The following is a 25,639-nucleotide window of genomic DNA, read 5'->3' on the forward strand; positions in this document are numbered from 1 at the left end:
GGCTTTCCCTCGACCAAGGGTCGCATGGCGAGTAGCTCCCGCGCGCGATCTCTCATCCGTCGTTCCTGTCTTTCCGCCCGAACCTGGGCACTGGAAAATAGCTGACCAAATGCGCTGCTACCCGCCAGGGTGTGTAAAGCCAGCGAAGCCTCCTGGGGAGCGGCAGATCGCGATAGGCTTGCCACGACGGGGTCAAGCTTCGCCCGACCGCCCGGGCACGGCGCCGCAGCCCCTTTCGCTGGCGCCATTCAACTGCGGTCGTCGCGAACCAGTCGCGCCAGCGGAACAGCCGATCAGCACCGCGGCTGTGCCGCTCGAGCTCGGGTGGCGCATGGTCCGGATGGAGAAACCTGATGCAATCCCGCGCCATCCTGTCCGCAAGCCCCGCATCGGCAGGCCAATGCCCCGCCACGGCGGCGGCGAGGAGCGCGGGCATGTCAAGGCACGCGAGGACCAGCTTTTCCAGTCCGGCGCGCTGCGCGCGCACGCGCACCACGGCGACATCGAAATCGGGCGCCGCGGCGATCCGCCCGAGATCGCCGATCCAGTGAAGGCGCGACCATCGATGGCGGCTGTGGTGATAGCAGATGTAGACGAACAGATCGGCGGTCGAGAAGACCGGCAATGTCTCGCCCCTGATCGCCACCGTCTCCGCCCGGTCGAGCAGTTGTTCGGTGGGAAAGTCGGCCCCGGTGAGATCCACGTTCTGATGAAGATCGACCATCTGGCCCGATGGCGCGCGCATCGAGACTTCCCGGTTCAGGCTGCACATCGCCTCGACATGCGCCGCATGGCTCTGTTGGTCCGCGGGCAGCTCGAACGGCTTGGTCAGGCGAAACCCCCGGGCGATCAGGTGCGTCACCGTATCCGCGAACCCCTTGCTGCTCACCAGCAGGTCGAGGTCACGGCAGGACCGTCCGTTGACCGAGCCATAATAGCGTTGGGCCAGTGCCACCCCTTTGAAAACCGCAAAGCGGATTTGTTCCGGTCGGAACCAGGACCGATTGAGCTCGGCGGCGATCGCGCTGAGCTGAAGGGTGTGGGCGGTCGCCACGATCACGGCGCGATCGAGTTCGGCCATGATCTCGGCCGGAACGCAGTCCCGGATCTCGACCAGTCGCTCCCGCAGCATGGGAAGCGACAGGTGGTGGGTCGCCTGCCGTAACATGGCCGGCCAGTCGCAGACCTCGCCTGCGAGGTGCCTCAGTTGAGGAGGTGGTATCAGAGCTGGATCAAGCGCGCAGGCGAGCAGAAGTCGTGCTTCCACCGGCAGGACGATCGGCGCACGGTCGCCCCCTGCGATCATGCCGGTGCCTTGCGTCGATATTTATTCGGCAAGTTCCCAAACACTCCAAGAGACATTGTGGCGAACGGCTGAGGCACCGTCCAGTTGTGCTCTTTTTTGGAGGTCGATCATAGCTCGGCCAACGATACGCAGAACGAGCCCCTCCCGCCGAGCGCCGCAAAGACGGGCTCGTGAGCGCGGACGAAGTCGCTTTCGCGAAGGCGCGCGACCCTGCTAGAACCGGAATGGACCATGGCATGGGGAAGATGATGGCGACCGACCGGACCGAGATCGATCCGACTGATCCCTATGAGCGGACCGCGCAGACCTTTCCGGTGCTGGCCGAGGCGATGGTCGAGCGCATGATGGCCTATGGCCGCGGAGAATCGGTCGCCAAGGGCACCGCGCTCTATTCGCGGGGCGAGCGGGGCGTGGATTTCTTCGTCGTGCTGGATGGGTCGATCCAGGTGCTCGATATCGACGAGCATGGGGTGGCCAATATCTTCACCACGCATCATGCGCGGCAGTTCACCGGCGAGCTGGACCTGTTCAACAATCGCGCGATCCTGGTCACCGGGCGCACCGGCGAGGACAGCCGGGTGCTGCGGATCGGGCGCGTCGATTTCCGCCGCATGGTCTCGACCGAGGCGGATATCGGCGAGATCATCATGCGCGCCTTCATCCTGCGGCGCGTCGGACTGATCAAGCATGCGCATGGCGGCGCGACGCTGATCGGATCGGGCCATTCGGGCGATACGCAGCGGCTGCAGCGCTTTCTCGAGCGCAACGGCTATCCGCACCGGTTGCTCGACACCGACAGCGATCCGGATGCGGAGGGTTTCCTCGAATGCTTCTCGATCACGCCGGACCAGTTGCCGGTCGTCATCGCGCCGGGCGAATCGGTGCTGCGCAACCCGCCGACGGGCGAACTGGCCGATGCGCTGGGGCTGACCGAGACGCTCGACCCGACACGCGTCCATGACGTCATCGTGGTCGGCGCGGGGCCCGCGGGGCTGGCGGCGGCGGTCTATGCCGCGTCGGAAGGGCTCGACACGATCGTGCTCGAGGGGCTCGCGCCGGGCGGGCAGGCCGGGACCAGCTCCAAGATCGAGAATTATCTCGGCTTCCCGACCGGCATCTCCGGCCGGGCGCTGGCGGGACGCGCGCAGGTGCAGGCGCAGAAATTCGGGGCGCGGCTGGCGATCGCACGGCCGGCGACGGCGCTCGATTGCAGCCACGACCCCTATGTCGTGACGATGGAGGACGGGCAACGCGTGTCCGGCCGGGCGGTGGTCGTCGCGAGCGGGGCCCGTTATCGCAAGCTCGACGTGCCCGATTATGACCGGTTCGAGGGCCAGGGCATTCATTATGCCGCCACCGCGATGGAAGCCGGCCTATGCGCCGGCGAGGAAGTGCTGGTCGTCGGGGGCGGCAATTCGGCGGGGCAGGCGGCGGTGTTCCTGTCACGCACGGTGAAGCATCTCCACATCCTGGTGCGATCGCGCGGGCTGGCCGAGACGATGTCGGACTATCTCGTCCAGCGCATCCTCTCGTCGAGGCAGATCACGCTGCACACGCATTGCCAGGTCACCGGGCTGGAGGGCGATGGCTATCTGCGCCGCGTGACCTGGACCAATGCGAAGACCGGCGAGAAGCAGCGCCACGACATCAGCAACATGTTCGTGATGATCGGCGCCGAGCCCAATACCGACTGGCTCGACGGGTGCCTGGCGCTGGACGACAAGGGATTCGTCAAGACCGGCGCCGACGCCGACGGATCGACATCGCCTTATGCCACGAGCAAGTCGGGCATCTTCGCGATCGGCGACGTCCGCGCGGGATCGGTCAAGCGCGTCGCCTCGGGTGTGGGCGAGGGATCGGTGGTGGTGTCCTCGGTCCACCGCTTCCTGCACCCGATGGAGTGATGCCGGTCAGGCGTGCTCGACGAAGTCGTAGTAATCGCGGATGCGGCGGTTGAAGAAACCACCCTTCGAGGTCACGCGGCGCATCGCGTCGAACACCGATTCTGGCACGTCCAGATAGGAATAGCGCCGGCCGCTGACGAACTCGATGTCGAGCCGCTGCTCGACCGGGTCATAGTCATAGGAGCGAATGACGCTGGAAGGCATAAGCCTTCAACGTCGCACCGGCGTGGGGGTTGCCGCAGGATTCGCGCGAAAAGGCGCGTGCGAGGGACACGTCGGGCTTGTCGATCGTTACGGGGTTGGGCATTTCACCGGTGAGATGCCGCGCGAAGGGAATCCAGATGAACGAGGACACGCTCGAGGGTGAAGGCCGCAATCTCGCCGGCCAGGTGAAGGAAACGATCGGCAAGGCGACGGGCGATGCCGCCACGGAGAATCAGGGCGTCGCCGATCAGGTCGTCGGCAATTTGCAGCAAAGCTATGGCGCGGCACGGGATGCCGTGGTGCAGGGCGCCGGTCCGCTGGCGGACAAGGCCAAGGCATTTGCCAAGGAACGGCCCTGGGCGACGGCTGCTCTGGTCGGCACGCTCGCGCTGGCGGTGATCAATACGCTGCGCGGCAAGAAAGCCTGACCGCAGACTCACCCTGCGGGCTGGTTCGGCGCCGCCGCATTCCCTATGTTCATGGGGGAACAGTCAAGCAGGGTGAGGCCGTGGCCGACTATCAGCTTTTCGATACGGCGAACGGCGTCGCGGGAATCGCGTGGGTCGACGCCGGGGTGGTGGGCTTTCGTCTGCCGGCCGACTCGGCCGACAGGACCGAGCGGGCGTTGCTGCGCCGCTTTCCCGACGCGGCGCGCCGTACGCCGCCGCCGGAGATTGCCGAAACCATCGCCGCCGCGCAGCGCTATTTCGAGGGCGAAGAAACCGATTTCTCCGCCGTCAGGGTCGATCTGGGCGAGCAGGCGCCGTTCTTTGTGCAGATCTATGACGCGGTGCGGCGGCTCGGCTGGGGTGAGACCACGACGTACGGCGCCGTGGCGAAGGAACTCGGCGCCGGCCCGGAATCGGCGCGCGCGGTGGGCCAGGCCATGGCGTCCAACCCGGTGCCGCTGATCGTGCCCTGCCACCGTGTGCTGGCAGCCGGCGGCAAGGTCGGCGGCTTTTCCGCGCCGGGCGGATCCGAGTCGAAGGTGAAGATGCTGGCGATCGAGGGTATCGACCTGTCGCCGCCCGAACCGGCCCAGCAGGGCTTTGGTTTCTAGATTTTCCGTCGCGTTTTCCGAGCCGCTGGCTGCTCCAGCCAGCTCGAAAATGCGCTGCCGACCATTACCCCGGATGTCAGTCGCCCTGGCCGTAACCCGCGGCGAAGGCGATGCGCAGCGCGTCCGAAAAGCTGCGTGCCTCGAACTTCGCCATGATGTTCGCGCGGTGCACTTCGACCGTGCGCGGCGAGATGCCGAGGTCGAACGCGATCGTCTTGTTCGGCAGCCCCTTGGCGAGGCCCTCCAGCACGTCGCGTTCGCGCGCGGTGAGCGCGCCGACCAGCACCGCGGCATCCTCCGCGCGCGCGGTGGCGGTCTCCGACTGGGCGATCCGATCGAACGCGGCGTCGATCGCGCGGAGCAGCGCGGCCTTTTCGAACGGCTTTTCCAGGAAATCGACCGCGCCCGCCTTCATCGCCCGCACCGCGATCGCAACGTCGCCATGCCCGGTCAAGATGACGACGGGCATGGTGATGCCGCGCTCGTTCAGGGCATTCTGCACCTCCAGGCCGTCCATCTCCGGCATGCGGATGTCGAGCAGGATACAGCCGGACTGGAGATGCTTGACCTCCTTCAGGAACGCCACGCCGGAAGGCCAGGTCTCCACCGCGAAACCCGTTGTCCTGAGCATGAAGCTGGCCGAACGCCGGATCGAGTCCTCGTCATCGACGATGTGAATCAGGCGCCTATCACTCATCTTCCACCTCCAGGCTCGTACCGACCAGCGTGAAATGGAAGCTGGTGCCGCCGCCGGGGCGCGGCTCCATCCAGATTCGACCGCCGTTCGCCTCCACTATCGTGCGACAGATCGACAGGCCAAGCCCCATGCCCTCGCTCTTGCTGCTGTTGAACGCCTGGAACAGGTTTTCCGCGATCTCGGGCGCGAGACCGGGGCCGGTATCCGAGACGGTCACCCGCACCGTGCCGGGCGTTTCCTGGCGCGTCGCAATGAGCAGCCGGCGTTCGTCGCTTTCCGCCATCGCATCGATGGCGTTGCGCAGCAGGTTGATGAGCACCTGCTGGATCTGGATCTTGTCGACCAGCACGGGCGACGTCACGGCCAGGTCGAACACCGTCTCGACCCCTCTTTGCGGCGCGCCGATCAGGCCGAGCTTCGCTGCCTCGTCGATCAGCGGCGGCAGATCCTCGATCGTCTTGTCCACTTCGCCGCGCGCGACGAATTCGCGCAGGCGCCGCACGATGTTGCCGGCGCGCATCGCCTCGCCCGCCGCGTCGTTCAGCGCCTCGCGAATCATCGGCAGGTCGTCCGGATCGGGGCGATCGAGCAGGTCGCGCACGCCTTCCATGTAATTGGCCACGGCGGTCAGCGGCTGGTTCAGTTCGTGCGCCAGAGTCGACGCCATGGTGCCCATCGCGCTCACCCGCGCGACATGGATCAGGCCGGAGCGAAGCTCCTCGATCTCGGCCTCGGCCCGCTGCTTCTCGCTGAGATCGCGCACGAAGCCAGTGAAGACCTGCTGGTCGCCGGCGAGCGCTTCGCCAACCGCCAGCTCCATCGGGAAATGGCCGCCGTCCTTGCGCATCGCGGTGACGACCCGGCCGATGCCGATGATGCGGCGCTCGCCCGTCGTCAGATAGCGGTCGAGATACCCGTCATGCGCCTCGCGATAGGGCGAGGGCATCAGGACGGACACATTCTTCCCAACCATTTCCGCTTCGCTGTAGCCGAAGGTGCGCTCTGCGGCGGCGCTGAACGACATGATTCGCCCCCGATTGTCGATCAGGATCATGGCGTCCGGGACGGTGGAGAGGATCGACTGGAGGAGCGCGGCATTGGAACTCAGCTCGCGCTCGGCGGCGCGCTGCGCCGTCACGTCGCGGATGACCTTGCCGAAACCGCGCAGGACATTCTCGTTATCGTAAAGCGGCGTCACCGTCACATGCGCCAGGAACTCCGTCCGGTCCTTGCGCAGGCGCCAGTCCTCCTCCTCGAGCTTTCCGTGAAGGCGCGCGCGCTCCAGGTCGGCGTCGGGCTTGCCTGCGGCGACGGCGCTTTCGGGATAGAAGATCGAACTGTGCTGGCCGACCACTTCCTGCTCGGTCCAGCCCTTCAGCCGTTCTGCGCCCTGGTTCCAGATCGTGACATGGCCGCTGGGGTCGAGCATGTAGATCGCATAGCCCGCCGCGCCGTCGATCAGCAGGTTGAGCTCGTCCGCGACCTCGCTGGCCGAGCGCGCGCGGGCGACGGCATGTTCCTCCGAGACCAGCGAGCGCCGCTTGAACCGCGACATCCGGTCGGCGATCACGATGACGAGCGCGCTCGCGACGACGAAGGCGGCGGGTTCGACAAGGCCGGCCGAGCCGCGTGGCATGCCGCCGAGCACGATCGCGAAGACCAGCGCCGCGATCGTTGCGGCAACCGCCGGGCCAGTCCCGCCAAAGGCGGCCGCACCCAGCACCGCCACGATATAGAACAGGAAATGGGCATCGGCCTGCAGCCAGGGGTTGAGCACCACCTGGCCGACCGCGCCGATACAAACGACCAGAGCCGCGACGGCATAGCCAAAGACCGGCGATTCCTGCCGTTCCGCATCCGGGGCAGTCACCAGGGTCATTCGTCCGCCATCTTCCGCATGGCCCGCAGGGCTAATCGATCCATCGCCGGCCAGCAATCTGCTCCTCATGCCCTACCCCATAAGGATGGGAGGGCCAGTCCGATCCTAGGACCTTTACGTACAGCCGCGCGCTGCCCCGCCCCCTAGCAGTTTGACGACGATCAAGGGCCGCGAGCGCGGCGACCGTCATTCGGCACGCGCTGATGACCGTGGAAGGGTGGGCAATGGACGATATTCTATTCAGGGCTGGCGCCTGGCTGCTGCTGGGCCTGCTCGCGCTGCTAGCGGCGGCGAGCGCGATCGATCACGGTTTCGCCGTGCAGATGGGCATCGTCGCCGGCGCGGCGCTCATCGCCGCCGCGGGCACGATGCGCGGCGCGAGCAATCCCTATCCCGCGATGGCACCGCGCAACCGCTATGACGACGAGGTCATCCGCTGGGGCGTGATCGCGACCGTGTTCTGGGGCGTGGTCGGATTCCTGGTCGGTCTCGTCATCGCCTCGCAGCTCGCCTTCCCGCTGCTCAATCTCCATTCCGAATATAGCACCTTCGGCCGCCTCAGGCCGCTGCATACCTCGGCGGTGATCTTCGCCTTTGGCGGCAATGCGCTGATCTGCACCAGCTTCTACGTCGTCCAGCGCACCTGCCGCGCGCGCCTGGCCTTTCCCTGGCTCGCGCGCTTCGTGTTCTGGGGATATCAGCTGTTCATCGTGCTGGCCGCGACCGGCTATCTGCTCGGCATCACCGAGGGCCGCGAATATGCGGAGCCCGAATGGTATGTCGACATCTGGCTGACGATCGTCTGGGTGTCCTATCTCGCGGTGTTCGTCGGCACGATCGTGCGCCGGTCCGAGCCGCATATCTATGTCGCCAACTGGTTCTATCTCGGCTTCATCATCACGGTCGCGCTGCTCCACCTGGTCAACAACCTGTCGATGCCGGTCAGCCTGGTCGGCTCCAAATCCTATTCCGCCTTTGCCGGGGTCCAGGATGCGCTGACTCAGTGGTGGTACGGCCATAACGCGGTCGGCTTCTTCCTGACCGCCGGCTTCCTCGGCATGATGTATTATTTCGTGCCCAAACAGGCGGAACGGCCGATCTACAGCTACCGGCTGTCGATCATCCATTTCTGGTCGCTGATCTTCCTCTATATCTGGGCCGGTCCCCATCATCTCCACTACACCGCGCTGCCGGACTGGGCGCAGACGCTGGGCATGGTCTTCTCGATCATGCTGTGGATGCCGAGCTGGGGCGGCATGATCAACGGGCTGATGACGCTCAACGGCGCTTGGGACAAGATCCGCACTGACCCGATCATCCGCATGATGGTCTTCGCGCTCGCCTTTTACGGCATGTCGACCTTCGAAGGGCCGATGATGTCGGTGAAGTCGGTCAACTCGCTCAGCCATTATACCAACTGGACGATCGGCCATGTCCATTCGGGCGCGCTCGGCTGGAACGGCATGATCACCTTCGGCGCGCTCTATTACATGACACCGAGGCTGTGGGGTCGCACCCGCCTCTATTCGCTGCGCATGGTCAACTGGCATTTCTGGTGCGCGACGCTCGGCATCGTGCTCTACGCCTCGGCGATGTGGGTGGCGGGCATCACCCAGGGCCTGATGTGGCGCGAATATGGGGCCGACGGTTATCTCGTCTACTCCTTCGCCGAGGTCGTCCAGGCGATGCACCCCTATTACGTGATCCGCACCACGGGCGGGCTGCTCTACCTGCTCGGCGCGCTGTTCATGGTCTGGAACATCTGGATGACCATCGCGGGCAAGCTGCGCGACGAAGCGCCGATGTCGAGCCCCGCCTTCGATCCGGCCCGCGACGTGCCGGTCGTGCCCGCCGCCCAGCCAGCTCACGCCTGAGGACCAAGCCATGGCCAACGCCCTTTCCCGCCACAAGGCGATCGAGCGCAACGTCACGTTGCTCGCGGTCCTCGCCTTCATCACCGTCGCGATCGGCGGCATCGTCGAGATCGCCCCGCTGTTCTGGATCGACTCCACCGTCACCCGGACGGAAGGGGTGCGGCCCTATACGCCGCTCGAGCTCGCCGGACGCGACATCTATATTCGTGAGGGCTGTTATGGCTGCCACAGCCAGATGATCCGCCCGTTCCGCGACGAGACCGAACGCTACGGCCATTACAGTCTCGCCTCGGAGAGCATGTTCGATCACCCGTTCCAATGGGGATCGGAGCGCACCGGCCCCGATCTGGCGCGCGTCGGCGGGCGCTATTCCGACGAATGGCATGTCCAGCACCTCAAGGATCCGCGCTCGGTGGTGCCGGAATCGATCATGCCGCCTTATGCCTTCCTGGCCGAGCGGGATGTCGACACCAGCCATATCGCCGATCACCTGATCGCGCTGCGCCGGGTCGGCGTGCCCTATAGCGACGAGGATATCAAAAAGGCGGCCGAGGACATTGTCGGCCAGGGCTCGGCCGATGGCGACGCCGCCGCGATCGCGAAGCGCTATCCCAAGGCCCAGTCGCGCGATTTCGACGGCAATCCCGGCCGCCTGACCGAGATGGATGCGGTGGTCGCCTATCTCCAGGGCCTGGGCACGCAGATCGACCTCAAATCGGCGGCCCCGAGGGAGCAACAGAAATGAGCACCTACGACACGCTTCGGCATCTCGCCGACAGCTGGGGCCTGGTGATGATGGGCATCGTCTTCCTGGTCCTGGTCGGCTGGACCTTCCTGCGCGGCGTGGCCGAAAGCCACCAGCGCGCGGCCCTGAGCATCTTCGAACGAGAGGACGATATCGATGGCTGACGGAAAGCGCATCGACGAGGCGACCGGCACCCCGACGGTCGGCCACGAATGGGACGGGATCGAGGAACTCGATACCCCGATGCCGCGCTGGTGGCTCTACACCCTGTACGGGACGATCGTCTTCGCGATCGTCTATATGGTCCTCTACCCCGCGATCCCGATGCTGCACGGCGCGACGCAGGGCACGCTGGGCTGGTCGAGCCAGGCCCAGTTCGAACAGGAGGTCGCCGCCGACAAGGACCGCAAGGCCCCGGTGATGCTCGCCCTCGCGCAAATCCCGATCGAGCGGCTGCCGGCCGATTCGAAGCTGCTCCACGCGGCGGAAGAGGGCGGACGCGCCGCCTTCAAGGTCAATTGCGTGCAATGCCATGGCTCGGGTGCCACCGGCTTCAAGGGCTATCCCAATCTCAACGACGACGACTGGCTGTGGGGCGGCGACATCAAGGCCATCCAGCAGACGCTCACGCACGGCATCCGCCAGCCCGGCGACGACCAGACCCGCCTGTCGATGATGCCCGCCTTCGGTCGCGACGGCATCCTGAAGCCGGTCGAGATCGACGATGTCGTATCCTGGGTCCGCGTCCTGTCGAAACAGGAACCGGCCAGCCTTTCCGCCCGGCGCGGCAAGGCGCTGTTCGCGGCCAATTGCGCCGTCTGCCACGGCGATGCCGGCACCGGCAATCGCGCGGTCGGCGCGCCGAACCTGAGCGACGGCATCTGGCTCTATGGCGGCGACCGCGCCACTCTGACCGAGACCGTCACCAATGCGCGCTACGGCATCATGCCGGCCTGGGGCTCGCGCCTCGATCCGGTCACGATCAAGATGCTCGCCGCCTATGTCCATTCGCTCGGCGGCGGCGAGGCGATGGTGCCTGAAAAACCGGTGGGGCCGCCGGCGGCACCCGAGACGGGGGCGCCCATCCCGGTGAAGCAGAATGTCGCACCCTGACAGGATCCTCCTCCCGGGCGAGCAATTCTTCGAGGCGCGGCGCAAGGTCTTCCCCAAGGCCGTCGATGGCAGCTTCCGCCGCCTGAAATGGGCGATCATGGCGGTGACGCTGGCGATCTATTACGTGACGCCCTGGCTGCGCTGGGATCGCGGCCCCTTCGCGCCCGACCAGGCGGTGCTGGTCGATCTGGCGCACCGCCGCTTCTACATGTTCGCGATCGAGATCTGGCCGCACGAATTCTATTATGTCGCCGGTCTGCTGATCATGGCCGGGATCGGCCTGTTCCTCGTCACCTCCGCGGTCGGCCGCGCCTGGTGCGGCTATGCCTGCCCGCAGACGGTGTGGACCGACCTGTTCGTGCATGTCGAGCGGGCGATCGACGGCGATCGCAACGCACAGCTCCGCCTGCAAAAGGCACCCTGGGGCCCGGCCAAGATCCTGAAGCGCGTGTCGAAACATGCGATCTGGCTCATCATCGGCGCGCTGACCGGCGGGGCGTGGATCTTCTATTTCGCTGACGCACCGGCCCTGTTGCGCGATCTGGCGCACGGCACCGCGCCCTATGCCGCCTATGCGACGATCGGCATCCTCACGCTCACCACCTATGTCTTCGGCGGGCTGATGCGCGAGCAGGTGTGCATCTATATGTGCCCCTGGCCGCGCATCCAGGGCGCGATGCTCGACGAGAAATCGCTGACCGTGACCTACAAGGCGTGGCGCGGCGAGCCGCGCACGCACGGGCTGAAGCGCGAGGCGACGGCGCTCGATCTCGATGCCGGCGGCATGCCGTCACTCGTCGCGCTCGCGGGCAACCCGTCGCTCGCGCCGCGCATCGGCGACTGCATCGACTGCAATACCTGTGTCGCGGTATGCCCTACGGGCATCGATATCCGCGAAGGGCCGCAGATCGGCTGCATCACCTGCGGCCTGTGCATCGATGCCTGTGACGGCATCATGGCAAAGGTCGGCCGGCCGCCGCGGCTGATCGGCTACACCACCGACCTGGACGGGCGGATCGCCGCGGCCGGCGGCACGCCCTTATCGCCGATCAAGCGCCTGCTCCGGCCACGCACGATCGTCTATTTCGCCGTCTGGGCGGGCATCGGGCTCGGCATGCTGTTCGCGCTCGGCAGCCGGACGCGGATCGACATCAGCGTGCTGCAGACCCGCAATCCGCAATGGGTGCGCCTCTCCGACGGCAGCATCCGCAACGGCTATACCGTCAAGGTCCGCAACATGGAGGCGCGGCCGCGCACGGTGGAAATCGGCATTTCCGGCGTGCCGGGCGTGATGTGGACCGAGGCGAGCGGGCGCAGCGGCGCAGGCCGGACCGTCCGCCTCACGGTCCCCGCCGATCAGGTCGCGAAAACCCAGGTCTTCGTCGCGGCACCGGCTGCGGGCGCGGCGCGCACTGACATGCGCTTCACCGTCCGAGCGCTCGATGCCGAAGGCGGCGGCGCAAACGACGACAGCTATTTCGAACGGCCGGAGCAAGGGCAATGACACGAGGTTTCACCGGCTGGCACATGACCGGCATCATGGTCGCCTTTTTCGGGGTGGTGATCGCGGTCAATTTCCTGATGGCGAGCTATGCGGTCGGCACCTTTGGCGGGACGGTGGTCGACAACAGCTATGTCGCGAGCCAGCAGTTCAACACCTGGCTGGCCGAAGCGCGTGCGCAGCGGGCGCTGGGCTGGTCGGTGACCGTGACGGCAGATACGGACCGCCTGGTGCGGATCGTCCCGACCGGGCCGCGCGGAGCGCTGACGGCCGCGACGGTGACCGCGACGGCCGCACATCCGCTCGGCCGCGTTCCCGCCCGCGCGCTCTCCTTCCGGCGCGGCCGGGATGGCCGCTTCGTCGCGACCGCGCCGCTGCCCGCCGGTCGCTGGCTGCTCCATATCGAGGTGCGCGACGGCCGGAACGATGCGCGCTTCGACGACGAGGTGCGGCTGTGAACGCCGTCCGCCCGATCGCCCGCGCGCCGCGCGCCATGGAGACCAGCTTCACGGTCGACGGCATGCGCTGCGCGGGCTGCATCGCGACCCTGGAGGACGGGCTGGCAAAACTCCCCGGGGTCGCCTCGGCCCGGGTCAATTTCACCACCGGGCGCGTGCGCATCCTGCACGACGCGCTGGCCGAGGAGAGCCTGCAGGCGGCGATCCGACGCCTGGGCTTCACGGCGCATGTCTTTGCCGGCGACACCGGCGGCGCGGCGCGCGACGAGAGCCGGGCGCTCGTCCTGGCCATGGCGGTCGCCGGCTTCGCCGCGATGAACATCATGCTGCTCTCGGTGGCGATCTGGTCGGGCGCCGAAGGGCCGACCCGTACGCTGTTCCACTGGCTGTCCGCGCTGATCGCGCTGCCGACGATCGCCTTTGCCGGCCGGCCCTTTTTCCGCAGCGCCTGGAGCGCGCTCCGCCATGGCCGCACCAACATGGACGTGCCGATCTCGATCGGCGTGACGCTCACCGCGGCGATGAGCCTCTACGAAACCGCGACCGGCGGCCACCACGCCTATTTCGACGGCGCGGTGATGCTGCTGTTCTTCCTGCTCGCCGGCCGCTTCCTCGACAGTGCGATGCGCGCGCGAGCGCAGGACGGCGTCGCCGCGCTGATGCGCCGCGTGCCGGGCGACGTGCTGGTCCTCAGGCCCGACGGCACCACGCGGCGCCGCGCCGCCGCCGATGTCGCGCCGGGCATGAAGATCCTGGTCGCGGCCGGCGAGCGCATCGGCGTCGACGGCGTGGTCGAGCAAGGCCACAGCAATGTCGACCGATCGCTGGTTACCGGCGAGAGCCTGCCCGAATCCGCCGCCATGGGCAGCGTCGTGCTGGCCGGCACGATCAACCTCTCCGCTCCACTGACGGTGCGGGCGACCGCGGCGGGCGACGCGACCGCGATCGCCGACATCGCGCGATTGATGGAAGCGGCCGGACAGGGCAAGTCGCGCTATGTCCGCATCGCCGACCGCGCCTCGCGGCTTTATGCACCCGCCGTCCACACCCTCGCCCTGCTCAGCTTTGCCGGCTGGCTGATCGCCGGCGCGGGTGTGCACCAGGCCGTGATGATCGCCGTCGCGGTGCTGATCATAACGTGCCCCTGCGCGCTCGGGCTGGCGGTGCCGATCGCGCAGGTGGTCGCGGCCGGCTCGCTGTTCCGCGCCGGTGTGCTGATCAAGGACGGCAGCGCGCTGGAACGGCTGGCCGAAGCCGATGCCATTCTGCTCGACAAGACCGGCACCGTCACGCTCGCCAGGATCGAGCCCCGGTCCGGCCTGCCGGACGATCCGCTGGAGCGCGCCGCGCTGTTGCGGCTGGCGCAATCGAGCCACCACCCATTGTCCCGCGCGCTCACGGCAAGGCTCGAACGCGACGGCGTCGTGCCGGTACCGCTCACCGACCTGGTGGAGCATGCCGGCCTCGGGATGGAGGGACGGTTCGGGGATCGCCTCGTCCGGCTGGGCCGGCCGGACTGGGTCGGCGGGTGCGGGGTGGCGGACACCGTGGCAACCGCCTTCGCCATGACCGGCGGTACCGCTCGTCTCATCCTGTTCGGCGACACGCCCAGGCCCGATGCCGCCGCGGCGGTGGCGCGGCTGAAGCGGCTGGGCTTCGCGCCCGAATTGTTGTCGGGCGATTCCGCGCCGGTCGTGACGGCGCTTGCCGATCGACTCGGCATCAGCGGGCGGGCACGGATGTCCCCTGCCGACAAATATCGCGCGATCGAAACGCTCCGGGCGGCCGGGCGCCATGTGCTGATGGTCGGCGACGGCCTGAACGACGGGCCCGCGCTGAAAAGCGCCGATGTCGCGATGGCGCCCTCGTCGGGCAGCGATGTCGGCCAGCTTGCCGCCGATGTCGTGTTTTTCGGCGACCGGCTGATGCCGGTGCCGATCGCCATCGCCGCGGCCCGGCGGACGATGGCGGTGGTGCGCCAGAATTTCGCGCTGGCGATCGGGTATAATGTCCTGGCGGTGCCGCTGGCCATGGCCGGGCAGGTCACGCCGCTGATCGCTGCCCTGGCCATGTCGGGATCGTCGCTGCTGGTGGTGGCCAACGCCCTGCGCCTGCGGAATGCCGCGCGATGAACGGTCTCGCCCTGCTGATCCCCGTCGCGCTCGGCCTCGGCCTGGCGGCGCTGGGTGCTTTTTTCTGGACGGTGCGGTCCGGCCAGTTCGATGATCTCGACGGTGCCGCGCTGCGCATCCTGATCGACGATGACGATACCGGCCCGCCATCGGCGCCGAGCGACGCGCTGAAATAACGCCCGATCCGATAGTCCCAAAGGAAAAGGGCCGGCATCGCTGCCGGCCCTTTCCTGTCCGCCGGATCGGATCAAAGGCGAATGCCGAAGCCCACACCGACCACGACCGGGTCGAGATGCACCTTCACCGTCTGGGTGCCGATTGCCGTCGTCCGCAGCGTCGCCTTGGTGTCCATGTCGATATATTTGACGTCGAGATTCAGGAAGACCCGCTTGGTCAGGTCGACATCGAGGCCGGCCTGCGCGGCCCAGCCGACGCTGTCCGACATGTGCACGCTGGTCGGGCCTACCGCGCTCTTCAGGCCGGTCGAGGCCTTTTCACTGTAGAACACCGTGTAGTTGATGCCGCCGCCGACATAGGGACGGATCTTGCCTTGCGGGTTCAGGTGATATTGCACCGTCAGCGTCGGCGGCAGCACCCAGGTCGAGGCGAGATCGCCAATGCCGCCGGTCGTCCCGGTCTTGCCCGACGCCGTGTGCTTGGTGGTCGCGGCGATCAGCTCGAACCCGATATTGTCCGTGGCCATATAGGTCAGGTCGACCTCCGGCATCACCGCGGTATCGACCGAAACCTTCTCGCCGGGGAAGGTCGGCGCGATGCCGCCCGATCCGCCCGTCGGCGCGACCAGGATGCCGCGAACGCGCAGCAGCACGTCGCCGGCCTCGATTCCCTGCCGTTCCTGCGCGCTGGCCGGCGCGGCCCATGCCATTGCGGCGACCAGCGTGACCGCGGCGATCGATATCATCTGTTTCATGTACAGCCTCCTTTGAGCTGGCCCGCTCCTAGGCGGCCGCGGCGCCGGGGCATTTGAGCGCAGGCAAGAAGTGGTTTGACCGGGGTCAAGGCATGGACCCCATGGGTGCCGCATCCGGGACGGCATGTGGCGTCATATCCCAGACCTGCTCGCGACCCCGGTCCCCCGCTATACGAGCTTCCCGACCGCGGCCGAATTCACCGACGGCGTCGACGCATCCGACATGGAAGGCGCGCTGGCCGCGGTCGGGCAGGACGCGCCCGTCTCGCTCTATCTGCACATCCCCTATTGCCGGGAGATCTGCTGGTATTGCGGTTGCAACACCGGCGCCGCCAACCGCAGCGCGCGGCTCGACGCCTATCTTCAGCGCCTCGGCGAGGAGATCGAGCTGGTCGCGGCGCATCTCGCGGGTCGGGGCAGGATTGCCCGCATCGCCTGGGGCGGCGGCAGCCCCAACGCGCTGGCGCCGGGTGCGTTCGACCGGCTGAACGACCGGCTGCTGGACGCATTCAACGACGTCGGCGCCGTCGCCTCGATCGAGGTCGATCCACGCGGCTTCGACCGGGCATGGGCCGCCAGCATCGCGCGCAACCATATCGGCCGGGTCAGCCTGGGCGTGCAGACCTTCGCGCCGCATATCCAGGCCGCGATCGGGCGGGTCCAGCCCGAGGCCGACATCGCCAGGACGGTGCGGCTGCTGCGCGAGGCCGGGGTCGAATCGATCAATTTCGATCTGATGTACGGCCTGCCGGGCCAGTCGACCGCTGACCTGGTCGACACGCTCGACCGCGCGATCGCCATGGGGCCGGACCGGCTGGCCGTGTTCGGCTATGCCCATGTCCCGCATCTGCTGCCCCGCCAGCGACGCATCGAGGCGAGTGCCCTGCCCTCGCCGCGCGAGCGCTTCGCCCAGGCGGGCATCGCCCATGAGGTGCTGACCGCCGCCGGTTATCAGCCGATCGGATTCGACCATTTCGCCCGGCCAGGCGACGCCATCGCGGTCGCGGCGCGCGCGGGAAAACTCCGGCGCAATTTCCAGGGCTTTACCGAGGACGCGTCGGACACGCTGATCGGTCTCGGCGCCTCGGCGATCAGCGCCTTTCCCGACCGGCTGCTGCAGAACGAGAAGAACACCGGGCGTTATCATCTGAAGATCGGCAGCGGGCGGTTCGCTACCGCGCGCGGCGTGCGGCGGTCGGCGCTGGATGAACGCACCGGCGCGGCGATCGAGCAGATCCTGTGCAACGGACGCGCCGATCTGTCCGGCCTGCCCCTCACCGCATCGACCGAGGCGGCGCTGGACCGTTTTCGCGCGCTCGGCCTTGTCGCCCGCGACAGCCATCGGCTGACCCTCGCGCCCGATGCCCTTCCTTATGCCCGCAGCATCGCCGCGACGCTCGACCCCTATCGCACGTCCAACCAGGTGAGGTTCAGCAATGCCGTCTAGCCTGTCCGCCCAGCTTTCCCTGGCGGCGGTCGCGGGACTCGCTTTGTCGGGAACGCCGCTCTGCGCGGCTGATCGTCCTGTCGTCCTGGTCGCGATCTGCGGCCAGCATGCCAGCATGCCCCTGCCGATCGGGCCGCGGTCGCCGGCGCGGGACCGCGATTGTCCCGTCGCCTGCCACGCCGCCTGCCCCCGCAAACAGGCCGGCGAGGTCGACTCCGGATAGTTACGTACAGCCGCGCCGCGCGGCCGCTGGCAATGGACGGACATGAACCCCGTCGTCGACCGCTGCCGATCCTGCCTGGTGCGCGAGCACGCCATCTGCGGGGGCCTCGCCGATCCCGAACTCCAGGCACTCAGCGCGATCGGCCGCCGCCGCACGATCGCGGCGGGCCAGGTGCTGAGTTGGGCGGGCGACGCCAATCTTGCCTGCGCCAATCTGGTGTCCGGCATCCTCAAGGTGACCAGCTCCACCGCGGACGGCCGCGAACAGATCGTCGGCCTGCTCTTCTCGGGCGATTTCATCGGCCAGCTCTTCCTGCAGGAAGCGACCCTCACGGTCACCGCGCTGACTGAATCCGACCTGTGCCTCTATCCGCGCGAGCGTTTCGAGGACGTACTGCGCGGCTCGCACGCGCTCGAACATGCCCTGCTGCGCCGGACCATGACGTCGCTCAACGATGCGCGCGAACGGATGCTCACCCTCGGCAAACGCGGCGCGCCGGAACGCATCGCCGGTTTCCTGCTCGATCTCGCGCACCGCGCCGCCAAGGATGGCGGCGGGGCGCTGGCCGCGTTGCAGATCCCGATCAGCCGCGGCGACATGGCGGATTATCTGGGGCTGACGATCGAGACGGTCAGCCGCCAGCTCACCCGGTTGAAGACGATGGGCGCCATCGCGCTGGCCAAGGGCGGCCGGAGCATCGACGTGACCGACATGGCGACGCTTCGGGCGATCGCCGACGCCGGCTGAGCTTCAGCTGGCACCCTGCTCCCGCTCGATACCGGCGCCGACCAGCAGCATCAGCGCCTCCTCCAGCGCGACCGCCCGGCGGCAGCCGTCGAAGAAGCAGCGCAGCATATAGCCGAGCTCCTCCGGGCGGGCCGCGCTGCCCCGTGCGGTCCCGTCCCACAAGGCCGCGACGACATCCTCGCCATGGACCGCGTCCAGCGCATGCATCCTCGTCAGCGAGTCGAACATCTGGCGCAGCACCGGATCGGTCCGGGCGGTCATGACATCGGCGAAGATCGTCTCGGCACGCCGGAAATACCGCGTCGTCACGAACTCGATATGGCTGCAGATGCGCCTGACGCGCCGCGGTGGCGGCAGGGCGGGCAGCATGTCGGCGAGGCGCTCCAGCTCGACGCAGAGCGCCAGCTGCGCATCGTGATCGTCGCGCAGCTGCCGGCCGAGCAGGTCGATCAGTTCCGCGTCCGCCGTCGCCCCGGGCGCCGCGTCGCGCAATGTCTGCGATTCAATCATGACACCGCGCTGTCGCCCGTCCGGCGGGAGCGCGCTTTGACGCGGGTCAAGCGGCGCGACCGATGCTCATCCGTAAACTTCCCAATGTTCCCGATCCGCTGCCAGCGCGACAAGGGCGCATCGATCAGGAGGCAATGCCATGAAGAACATCCTCGTCCTTATCCATGACGACAGCGGACAGAAGGCGCGTGTCCAGGCCGCGCTCGACGTGGCCCGCGGCGTCGGCGGGCATCTGCGCTGCGTCGATGTCGCGATCGTACCGGAGCTGGTAACCGACTATGCCTCGATGGGCGGCAGCGCGTTGCTGCGCGCCGACGAGGAAGTGAAGGAAGCGGCCAACCGTACTCGCCTGCGCGAGCGGCTGGAGAATGACGATGTGCCGTTCGACTGGATCGACGTCACCGGCGACCTGACCGAGTCGATCCTCGATGCCGCCGCGCTGACCGACCTGGTCGTGATCAATCGCGAACTCGAGACGAGCCTGTTCCCGAACGCGATCGAGCTGGCCGGTCGCTTGCTGGTCGAGGCCAGGCTTCCGGTGCTGGCCGTCCCGGAGACGGCAACCGGCCTCGATATTCGCGGCCACGCGCTGGTCGCCTGGGACGGCTCTCCCTCCGCCGAGGCGGCACTGCGGGCGGCCGTGCCGCTGCTCGGGCAAGCCGCCGCCGTCACGATCCTCTATGTCGACGATGGCTCCCTGAAGATCCCGGCCGAAGAGGCTGCGACCTATCTGTCTCGCCACGGTATCAAGGCGACGATCCAGCGCGAAAAGATCCTGATGGACCGCCCCGGCGCGGTGATCCTGTCGGCGCTGCAATGGTCCAAGGCGGACTATGTCGTGATGGGCGCTTTCGGCCGGGCGCGCGCGATCGAGGAACTGTTCGGCGGCGCGACGCAGCGGATGCTCACGGAAAGCCCGGTCCCGCTGTTCCTCGCTCATGGCCGCTGACCGCCGGACGATCTTACGCACATCTGCGTAGAGACCGCCGCGGGTGGCGGCTTCACAAGGGCAGCGACCTCATTTTCAAGGTGATCCATGCCTCGACCAGATTTTCCGACCGCTCCCCGCGAACAGGCCGTTCTCATCGAGGATGACGAAGGCGTGCGCCGGTCGTTGCAGCTGGTGCTCCACGCCCGCGGCTATGAGGTCCGCTCCTTCGCCTCGGCGCTGCCGTTCCTGGCCAATCTGCGCGCGGAGGAGATCGATCTGCTCGTGACCGACTATCGCTTGCCCGATGGCGACGGCCTCGGCGTGCTGCGGGCGCTGCGCCGCAATGGCTGGCACGGACGGTCGATCCTGGTGACGGCCTTTTCGTCGCCGACGCTGACCGCGAGCGCCAAGGCCTGCGGGTTCGACGCAGTGCTGGAAAAGCCGCTGCGGCCTAATGAACTGGCAGGCGCGATCACTGGCTGACCCGCTTGCCGTAACGCCGCCGACCGCATCCGCGCCGGCGCAGAGAGGGATGGACATGATGAAGAACATTCTCCTGCTGGTCCACGACGATGCGGGCCAGGAAGCGCGGCTTCAGGCCGCCCTGGATATCGGACGCGCCGTGAGCGGCCATGTCACCTGTCTGGACGTCGCCATCCTGCCCGCGATGCTCGGTACGGAATATGCGTGCGATGCGGCGTTCGGCGCCGAGATGTTGCTGGCCGAAGAGCGTGACCATGAAGCGGCGAACCGGACGAGGCTGGAGCAGCGTCTCGCCAAGGAAGACGTCACGTGGAACTGGCTGGACGCGACCGGTGAGATCGCGGCCTGCCTGAAGGACGCTTCGACCCTGGCCGACCTCATCGTGGTCAACCGCGAGCTCGACGAATTTCCCCTCCCCGACATGCGCACCGCCGCCGGCGCGCTGGTCGTCGGCGCGGGCAAGCCGATCCTCGCCGTGCCGGAGTCGGCCAAACGCCTGGATCTCGACAATGCCCTGGTCGCCTGGGACGGATCGTCTGCGGCCGCTGCCGCGCTCCGCGCCGCGGTGCCGCTCCTGAAGCTCGCCAGCCGGGTCGAGATCGTGGAGATCGACGACACTTCAGTCCACGCCCCGGCCGAGGACGCCGCCGCCTATCTCTCGCGTCACGATGTCCATGCGATGATCCGGCGATGGCCACGCGGCACGGGGACGACCGCGGACGCCTTGCTCGAGCGGGTCGCGACCGGCGCCTTCGATTATATCGTCATGGGCGGGTTCGGGCATCGCCGGTGGCTCGAGGCGCTGTTCGGCGGCGTGACCCGGGCGATGCTGACCAAGAGCCCGGTGCCCTTGTTCATGGCGCATTGACGCGTGCCCTTTGTCCGGAAGCTGGCCGCCCTGCTGTTGCTCGGGGCCGCGTCCATCGCCGCGCCCGCGGCCGCCGAGACAACTCGCTGGTCGACTACCGATGTGACGGCATTGATCGGGGAGGCGCAACGGAGCCAGGCCGAGGGAATCGGGGCCGGGCGCTACGACATTGCGGGCTTCGAGGCCCAGGCCGGGGCGGGCGCACCCGATCTCGACGCGCAGGCCGACCGCCTCGCGCTGTCGCTGGCGCATGACTATGCCGAGGGGTCGGCGACAGCCGCGGCGCGTGCCGGATGGGGCATCCCCCGCGATCGGATCGATTATGCCGCATGGCTCGCCGGAGCGCTGGCCCGGCATGACATCGCCTCGGCTCTCCACGCGCTGCTGCCGCGGGATGCAGCCTATGCGGGTCTGCGCGAGGCCCTTGGGCATTGCGATTCGCCCGCGCATTGCCTGACGATCCGGGTGAACATGGAGCGCTGGCGCTGGCTGCCGCGCGACCTGGGGACCAACCATATCCTGGTCAACCCGCCCGCCTTTCGGCTGGATCTCATCGAGCATGACGCCGTCATCTCAAGCCACCGCGTGATCGTGGGCAAGCCGGCGAGCCCGACACCGGTCTTCGCCGCCCAGGTGACCGGCGTCACCGCGAACCCCTGGTGGAACGTCCCGCAAAGCATCGTGGCCGAAAGTGTCGGCGCGCTGGTGCGCACCCAGCCCGCCGAAGCGGCCAGTAGAGGATATGTCGCGGCGCGCGGCGCCGGTGGGGGGCTGCAGGTCCGGCAGCGGCCCGGGCCGCGCAACGCGCTCGGCCTGGTGAAGCTGGAGATGCCGAACCCGCACAGCGTGTTCATCCACGACACACCGTCACGCGAGCTGTTCGAGCAGGACCGGCGTGCCCTGTCGCATGGCTGCGTGCGCACGGCGCGTCCCGACATCCTCGCCAAGATCCTGTTGTCGCCGGAAGGCGCCGCCGAGTTCGACGGCCTGATGGCGAGCGGCGTCAACCGCACCTTGAAGCTGACGACGCCAGTGCCGGTCTATATCGTGTATTTCACCGCGGAGCCGGATGCCGCCACGGAGGGTGGCGTTCGCTTCCTCGACGATCTCTATCGCCGCGACGGCCGCGTGGCCGCCGGGCTCTAGTTCAGTAGGACGGCACCAGCCCGCTCCCCCACCCGGCCTCCCATCCAGGATATTCTGTGGGAGGCCGGTTGGGGAGCGGGCTGGTGCCGATTCAGCGAAGCTGCAAACGACTCTAGGAACCCGTCTGGCCCAGTTCGAACAGATCGTCGAGCGCCTTTTCCCGATCCTCCGGGCTTCCCTCCACGCCGCCGACCAGGGTCTGGCGCACCGGCTTGATCCCGACCAGCTTCAGGATGTTGCGCTCGAAGCTCTTCACGCTGTGGGCGCCGAAATAGAAGCGATAGAAGATCGCCGGCATCCCCATCGTCACCACCAGCCGCGCCGATTTGCCACGCAACAGGCCACTGTTCAGCCCCGCCCCCTTCGGGTCGATCGCGAAGCCCGGACGCAATGCCTGCTCCAGAAAGGCCTTGAGCAGCGCGGGCATGTCGCCCAGCCAGAGCGGATAGAAGATCGCATAATGATCGGCCCAGGCGAGCGTCTCCTGCGCCGCCGCGATGGCTGGCGGCGGCGCATCCTTTTCCCAGGCGGCCCGCGACCGGAGGAGCGGGAAGTCGAGTGTGGCGAGCTCGATCAGCTTCACCTCATGCCCGCCATCGACGGCGCCCGCGCTGTAGCTGTCGGCGAGCGCATGGACGAAGCGGGCGCGATCGGGATCGGGATGGCCATCGATCACGGCAATATGCGTCATGGGATATCTTTCGAACAAAGAGGGTGGATCAGGCCGATTCGACCTTCCGGCGGACGGTCACTTCGGTCGAGCCGCTTTCGCCCGGAACGGCCTTGAAACCTGCCTCGCGCTCCAGCTTCAGGGCGGCGTGATTGTCGCTGCTCTCGACCGATTCGACCGAGTCGATGCCTTCGGCGCGGGCATAGTCGAGCACATGCTGGAGCAGCGTCCAGCTCACACCGCGCCCCTTGAAAGCGGCGCGGACCGAGATCGCCAGTTCCGCGCGGACTCCGTCCGGGTCGCAGGCCAGCATCGCGGTCGCGATCAGCAGGCCGTCCCCGGCGAAGGCGAGGAAATTCATCGTCCGGCGATAATCGATCTGAGTCATCGCGGCGAGCCGGTCCCGGCCGACTTCCTGCAGGCCGGTGAGGAAGCGGAAGCGGAGATCCTCGGGCGTGACGTGACGGAAGAACGCGGCGAGCGCTTCCTCGTCATCGGGCTTTACCGGGCGAACCTGCATCACGACGCCGTCCCGCGTGGTGAGTTCCCGCGCCCATTCCATCGGCACCGGGCGGATCACGGCGCGCGACGCGCGGGGCGCATCGGATATCCGGGCCCGCGCATCGACACCGATCACCCCCCGTTCGTCGGCGACGAGCGGGTTGATGTCGAGATCGACGATATCCGGAAAATCCAGAACGAGCGCCGACAGCGCATTGAGCACCGACACGATCGCGGTCCGGTTGGCCGCGGGCACGTCGCGATAGCCGTCGAGCAGCCGGGCGATCCGGGTCGAGGCGATCATCTCCCCGGCCAGCACATCGTCGAGCGGCGGCAGGCCGAGCGCCCGGTCGCGAACGAGTTCCACTGCCTTGCCGCCGGCACCGAAAGCGATGACCGGCCCGAATATGGCATCCTCGGCAATGCCGACCAGCAGTTCGCGGCCGTGCATAGGGGCGATCATCGGCTCGATCTCGAAACCGGTGATCGAGGCCTCGGGATGGTCCTGCCCGACACGGCGGATCATCGCCTTCGCGGCTGTAACCACCTCGCCAGCGCTCGCCAGATCGAGCACCACGCCGCCGATATCGGATTTGTGCGGATACTGCGGCGAGATGAGCTTCAGGACATAGGGCGGTTCGATGCGCGCGCAGACGGTCGGGATCGCCTCGACGGTGCGCGCCAGCCGCGCCTCTACCACCGGGATGCCGTACGCGGCGAGCATCGAGCGGACTTCGCATCCGCTGAGGATCGTGCGCCCTTCCGCCCGCGCCCCCGTCAGGATCGCCCGCACCCGGGCGCGATCCGCCTCGGCCACGGTGACGCGCGCCGGCGCGCGCATCAGCGCGTCCCGACCCCTGCCTGCCTGCAGCAGATAGCCGAAGCCGCGCACGGCATCGTCGAGATTGTCGAACAGCGGAATGCCCGCTGCGTCGAACTGCCCTCGCGCGGCCTCCGCATTGTGCGTGCCGAGCCAGCAGGCGATCACGGCCTTGGTCGCGGGAACATGACCCGCGATCGCGTCGATCACCGCACCCGCGATGTCGGTGCCGGTCGCCGCGGCCGTCGGGCAGTGCATGACCAGTACCGCGTCGACGCCCGGATCGGCCAGTGCCGCGCGCGTCGCCGCGGCAAAACGTTCGGGTCGCGCGTCGCCGACCACGTCGATCGGATTGGCGCGGGACCAGCTCGCCGGGAGCTGCGGATCGAGCGCGGCGATCGTGTCCGGCGACAAGGTCGCGAGCGTGCCGCCGGTTGCGGGCAGGGCGTCGGCCGCAAGCACGCCCGCGCCGCCGCCATTGGTGACGATGGCGAGCCGTTCGCCGCTGCGCGGCCGATGCCGGCTGAGCATCTGCGCCGCGTCGAACAGCTCCGACAGGCTGTCGACCAGGATGATTCCGGCGCGGCGGAAGGCAGCGGCGTGAACGTCGTAGGCACCGGTCAGCGCGCCGGTATGCGAGGTCGCCGCCTTGCCGGCCGCCTCGGTCCGCCCGGCCTTGATCGCGATCACCGGTTTGATCCGCGAGGCGGCGCGGGCGGCCGACATGAACTTGGCCGGATTGGTGACGCCTTCGATATAGAGCAGGATCGCGTCGGTCTTCGGATCGGCCGCGAACAGATCGATCAGATCGCCGAGGTCGACATCGGCCATGTCGCCGACGGAGACGACGCCCGAAAAGCCGATATTCCTGGCCCCCGCCCAATCGAGCATCGCGGTGACCAGCGCGCCGCTCTGCGACACGAAGGCGAGCCGGCCCGGCAGCGCGACCCGGGGCGCGAACGACGCATTGAGCTTCGCATGGGGAAGCAGCGCGCCGAGGCAGTTCGGCCCGACGATCCGCAACAGATGCGGTTTGGCGGCATCCAGGATCGCCTGGCGCGTCGCCGGATCGTGCAGGCCGGCCGACACGATCACCGCCACCCTGGTGCCGAGCGCGCCGAGTTCCGCGACGATCGTCGCGACCGTCTCCGCCGGGGTGACGATGACGGCCAGGTCGGGCACGCCGGGCAGGTCGGCAACCGACGCCACCCACCACACGCCCTCCATCTCGACCGGCTTCGGGTTCACCGCGAACACCGTGCCGGCGAAACCGCCATCGACGATGTTGGTGAGCACCATTTCGCCCATCGAGCCCGGTCGCTGCGATCCGCCGATCACGGCGACGCTGCGCGGATGGAGAAGGCCGTCGAGATTGCGGACAGTCATGGGATCGCTCCTGTGCGGGACGGCGCGACGTGCGTTCCCGGCACCGTTGTTTTCCCACAGCAAGCCCCGGCCGAGACATCCGTATAGTTCCGCATATGGCCGT

The 25,639-nt window shown here is 67.7% G+C and carries 25 protein-coding genes; 17 read left to right on the forward strand and 8 right to left on the reverse strand.

Annotated elements, in window-relative coordinates:
• Nucleotides 1–52: 52 nt before the first annotated feature.
• Nucleotides 53–1,306: a nucleotidyltransferase domain-containing protein gene (locus ACZ1I2_RS02080; RefSeq protein WP_465175286.1), complete on the reverse strand. Its 1,254-nt coding sequence runs from the start codon at nt 1,304–1,306 to the stop codon at nt 53–55.
• Between the two features lie 236 nt (nt 1,307–1,542).
• On the opposite strand from ACZ1I2_RS02080, the gene ACZ1I2_RS02085 reads away from it, so the two are divergent.
• Nucleotides 1,543–3,210 carry an FAD-dependent oxidoreductase gene (locus tag ACZ1I2_RS02085; RefSeq protein WP_465175285.1) on the forward strand — a complete coding sequence of 556 codons (1,668 nt, stop codon included), beginning with the start codon at nt 1,543–1,545 and terminating at the stop codon, nt 3,208–3,210.
• 6 nt (nt 3,211–3,216) lie between these two features.
• Here the strand turns inward: ACZ1I2_RS02085 and ACZ1I2_RS02090 are convergent, their stop codons facing one another.
• Nucleotides 3,217–3,414: a KTSC domain-containing protein gene (locus ACZ1I2_RS02090; RefSeq protein WP_465175284.1), complete on the reverse strand. Its 198-nt coding sequence runs from the start codon at nt 3,412–3,414 to the stop codon at nt 3,217–3,219.
• A 137-nt stretch (nt 3,415–3,551) separates the two neighbouring features.
• On the opposite strand from ACZ1I2_RS02090, the gene ACZ1I2_RS02095 reads away from it, so the two are divergent.
• Nucleotides 3,552–3,842, forward strand: a complete 291-nt coding sequence (locus ACZ1I2_RS02095; RefSeq protein WP_465171250.1) for a CsbD family protein — start codon at nt 3,552–3,554, stop codon at nt 3,840–3,842.
• Between the two features lie 80 nt (nt 3,843–3,922).
• Nucleotides 3,923–4,474 (forward strand): methylated-DNA--[protein]-cysteine S-methyltransferase, encoded by a 552-nt coding sequence (locus ACZ1I2_RS02100; RefSeq protein ID WP_465175283.1) that lies wholly within the window; start codon nt 3,923–3,925, stop codon nt 4,472–4,474.
• 76 nt (nt 4,475–4,550) lie between these two features.
• On the opposite strand, the gene ACZ1I2_RS02105 is transcribed toward ACZ1I2_RS02100, so the two are convergent.
• Together ACZ1I2_RS02105 and ACZ1I2_RS02110 are read right to left on the reverse strand one after the other, a co-directional pair.
• Entirely contained in the window at nt 4,551–5,171 is a 621-nt protein-coding gene (locus ACZ1I2_RS02105) for a response regulator transcription factor (RefSeq protein WP_465171248.1), read from the reverse strand.
• Nucleotides 5,164–7,050, reverse strand: coding sequence for a PAS domain S-box protein (locus tag ACZ1I2_RS02110; protein ID WP_465175282.1), 1,887 nt, complete (start codon nt 7,048–7,050; stop codon nt 5,164–5,166). Before ACZ1I2_RS02110 ends, ACZ1I2_RS02105 begins: the two co-directional genes overlap by 8 nt.
• Nucleotides 7,051–7,274: 224 nt before the next feature.
• Here ACZ1I2_RS02110 and ccoN point away from each other — a divergent pair, with 224 nt between their 5' ends.
• From ccoN to ccoS, 8 genes are read left to right on the forward strand one after another with little or no spacing between them, the layout of a single operon-like run.
• The gene (ccoN, locus tag ACZ1I2_RS02115; protein ID WP_465175281.1) at nt 7,275–8,924 is read left to right on the forward strand and encodes a cytochrome-c oxidase, cbb3-type subunit I; all 1,650 of its coding nucleotides are present in this window, start codon (nt 7,275–7,277) and stop codon (nt 8,922–8,924) included.
• Nucleotides 8,925–8,934: 10 nt separating this feature from the next.
• On the forward strand, nt 8,935–9,669 hold the full coding sequence (gene ccoO / locus ACZ1I2_RS02120; protein WP_465171245.1) for a cytochrome-c oxidase, cbb3-type subunit II: 735 nt from the start codon (nt 8,935–8,937) through the stop codon (nt 9,667–9,669).
• Nucleotides 9,666–9,833, forward strand: coding sequence for a cbb3-type cytochrome c oxidase subunit 3 (locus ACZ1I2_RS02125; protein ID WP_465171244.1), 168 nt, complete (start codon nt 9,666–9,668; stop codon nt 9,831–9,833). Before ccoO ends, ACZ1I2_RS02125 begins: the two co-directional genes overlap by 4 nt.
• Complete coding sequence (ccoP, locus tag ACZ1I2_RS02130; protein ID WP_465171243.1) at nt 9,826–10,782, forward strand: cytochrome-c oxidase, cbb3-type subunit III; 957 nt, start codon at nt 9,826–9,828, stop codon at nt 10,780–10,782. The genes ACZ1I2_RS02125 and ccoP overlap by 8 nt, the downstream gene beginning before the upstream one ends.
• Nucleotides 10,769–12,286, forward strand: a complete 1,518-nt coding sequence (gene ccoG / locus ACZ1I2_RS02135; RefSeq protein ID WP_465175280.1) for a cytochrome c oxidase accessory protein CcoG — start codon at nt 10,769–10,771, stop codon at nt 12,284–12,286. Before ccoP ends, ccoG begins: the two co-directional genes overlap by 14 nt.
• Complete coding sequence (locus tag ACZ1I2_RS02140) at nt 12,283–12,741, forward strand: FixH family protein (protein WP_465175279.1); 459 nt, start codon at nt 12,283–12,285, stop codon at nt 12,739–12,741. Before ccoG ends, ACZ1I2_RS02140 begins: the two co-directional genes overlap by 4 nt.
• Nucleotides 12,742–12,776: 35 nt before the next feature.
• Nucleotides 12,777–14,873 carry a heavy metal translocating P-type ATPase gene (locus tag ACZ1I2_RS02145; protein ID WP_465177196.1) on the forward strand — a complete coding sequence of 699 codons (2,097 nt, stop codon included), beginning with the start codon at nt 12,777–12,779 and terminating at the stop codon, nt 14,871–14,873.
• Nucleotides 14,870–15,049: a cbb3-type cytochrome oxidase assembly protein CcoS gene (gene ccoS, locus ACZ1I2_RS02150; protein ID WP_465171240.1), complete on the forward strand. Its 180-nt coding sequence runs from the start codon at nt 14,870–14,872 to the stop codon at nt 15,047–15,049. Before ACZ1I2_RS02145 ends, ccoS begins: the two co-directional genes overlap by 4 nt.
• Nucleotides 15,050–15,120: 71 nt before the next feature.
• Here the strand turns inward: ccoS and ACZ1I2_RS02155 are convergent, their stop codons facing one another.
• Complete coding sequence (locus ACZ1I2_RS02155) at nt 15,121–15,804, reverse strand: OmpW/AlkL family protein (RefSeq protein ID WP_465171239.1); 684 nt, start codon at nt 15,802–15,804, stop codon at nt 15,121–15,123.
• 124 nt (nt 15,805–15,928) lie between these two features.
• On the opposite strand from ACZ1I2_RS02155, the gene hemN reads away from it, so the two are divergent.
• Nucleotides 15,929–17,251: an oxygen-independent coproporphyrinogen III oxidase gene (gene hemN, locus ACZ1I2_RS02160; RefSeq protein WP_465175278.1), complete on the forward strand. Its 1,323-nt coding sequence runs from the start codon at nt 15,929–15,931 to the stop codon at nt 17,249–17,251.
• Between the two features lie 265 nt (nt 17,252–17,516).
• Nucleotides 17,517–18,221 carry a Crp/Fnr family transcriptional regulator gene (locus ACZ1I2_RS02165; RefSeq protein ID WP_465171237.1) on the forward strand — a complete coding sequence of 235 codons (705 nt, stop codon included), beginning with the start codon at nt 17,517–17,519 and terminating at the stop codon, nt 18,219–18,221.
• A gap of 3 nt (nt 18,222–18,224) precedes the next feature.
• Here ACZ1I2_RS02165 and ACZ1I2_RS02170 read toward each other — a convergent pair whose 3' ends face one another.
• Nucleotides 18,225–18,731 (reverse strand): hypothetical protein, encoded by a 507-nt coding sequence (locus ACZ1I2_RS02170; RefSeq protein WP_465171236.1) that lies wholly within the window; start codon nt 18,729–18,731, stop codon nt 18,225–18,227.
• A 139-nt stretch (nt 18,732–18,870) separates the two neighbouring features.
• Here ACZ1I2_RS02170 and ACZ1I2_RS02175 point away from each other — a divergent pair, with 139 nt between their 5' ends.
• From ACZ1I2_RS02175 to ACZ1I2_RS02190, 4 genes are all read left to right on the forward strand, one after another.
• The gene (locus tag ACZ1I2_RS02175; RefSeq protein WP_465171235.1) at nt 18,871–19,680 is read left to right on the forward strand and encodes a universal stress protein; all 810 of its coding nucleotides are present in this window, start codon (nt 18,871–18,873) and stop codon (nt 19,678–19,680) included.
• An 87-nt stretch (nt 19,681–19,767) separates the two neighbouring features.
• Nucleotides 19,768–20,145 (forward strand): response regulator, encoded by a 378-nt coding sequence (locus ACZ1I2_RS02180; RefSeq protein ID WP_465171234.1) that lies wholly within the window; start codon nt 19,768–19,770, stop codon nt 20,143–20,145.
• A 58-nt stretch (nt 20,146–20,203) separates the two neighbouring features.
• Nucleotides 20,204–21,013 (forward strand): universal stress protein, encoded by an 810-nt coding sequence (locus ACZ1I2_RS02185; protein WP_465175277.1) that lies wholly within the window; start codon nt 20,204–20,206, stop codon nt 21,011–21,013.
• A gap of 3 nt (nt 21,014–21,016) precedes the next feature.
• Entirely contained in the window at nt 21,017–22,159 is a 1,143-nt protein-coding gene (locus ACZ1I2_RS02190) for a L,D-transpeptidase family protein (RefSeq protein ID WP_465175276.1), read from the forward strand.
• 112 nt (nt 22,160–22,271) lie between these two features.
• Here the strand turns inward: ACZ1I2_RS02190 and ACZ1I2_RS02195 are convergent, their stop codons facing one another.
• Together ACZ1I2_RS02195 and ACZ1I2_RS02200 are read right to left on the reverse strand one after the other, a co-directional pair.
• Nucleotides 22,272–22,850: an NAD(P)H-dependent oxidoreductase gene (locus ACZ1I2_RS02195; protein WP_465171231.1), complete on the reverse strand. Its 579-nt coding sequence runs from the start codon at nt 22,848–22,850 to the stop codon at nt 22,272–22,274.
• 28 nt (nt 22,851–22,878) lie between these two features.
• The gene (locus ACZ1I2_RS02200) at nt 22,879–25,536 is read right to left on the reverse strand and encodes a bifunctional acetate--CoA ligase family protein/GNAT family N-acetyltransferase (RefSeq protein ID WP_465175275.1); all 2,658 of its coding nucleotides are present in this window, start codon (nt 25,534–25,536) and stop codon (nt 22,879–22,881) included.
• Between the last annotated feature and the right edge of the window lie 103 nt (nt 25,537–25,639).

The organism is Sphingomonas sp. BL-S-29 (genome assembly GCF_055521495.1).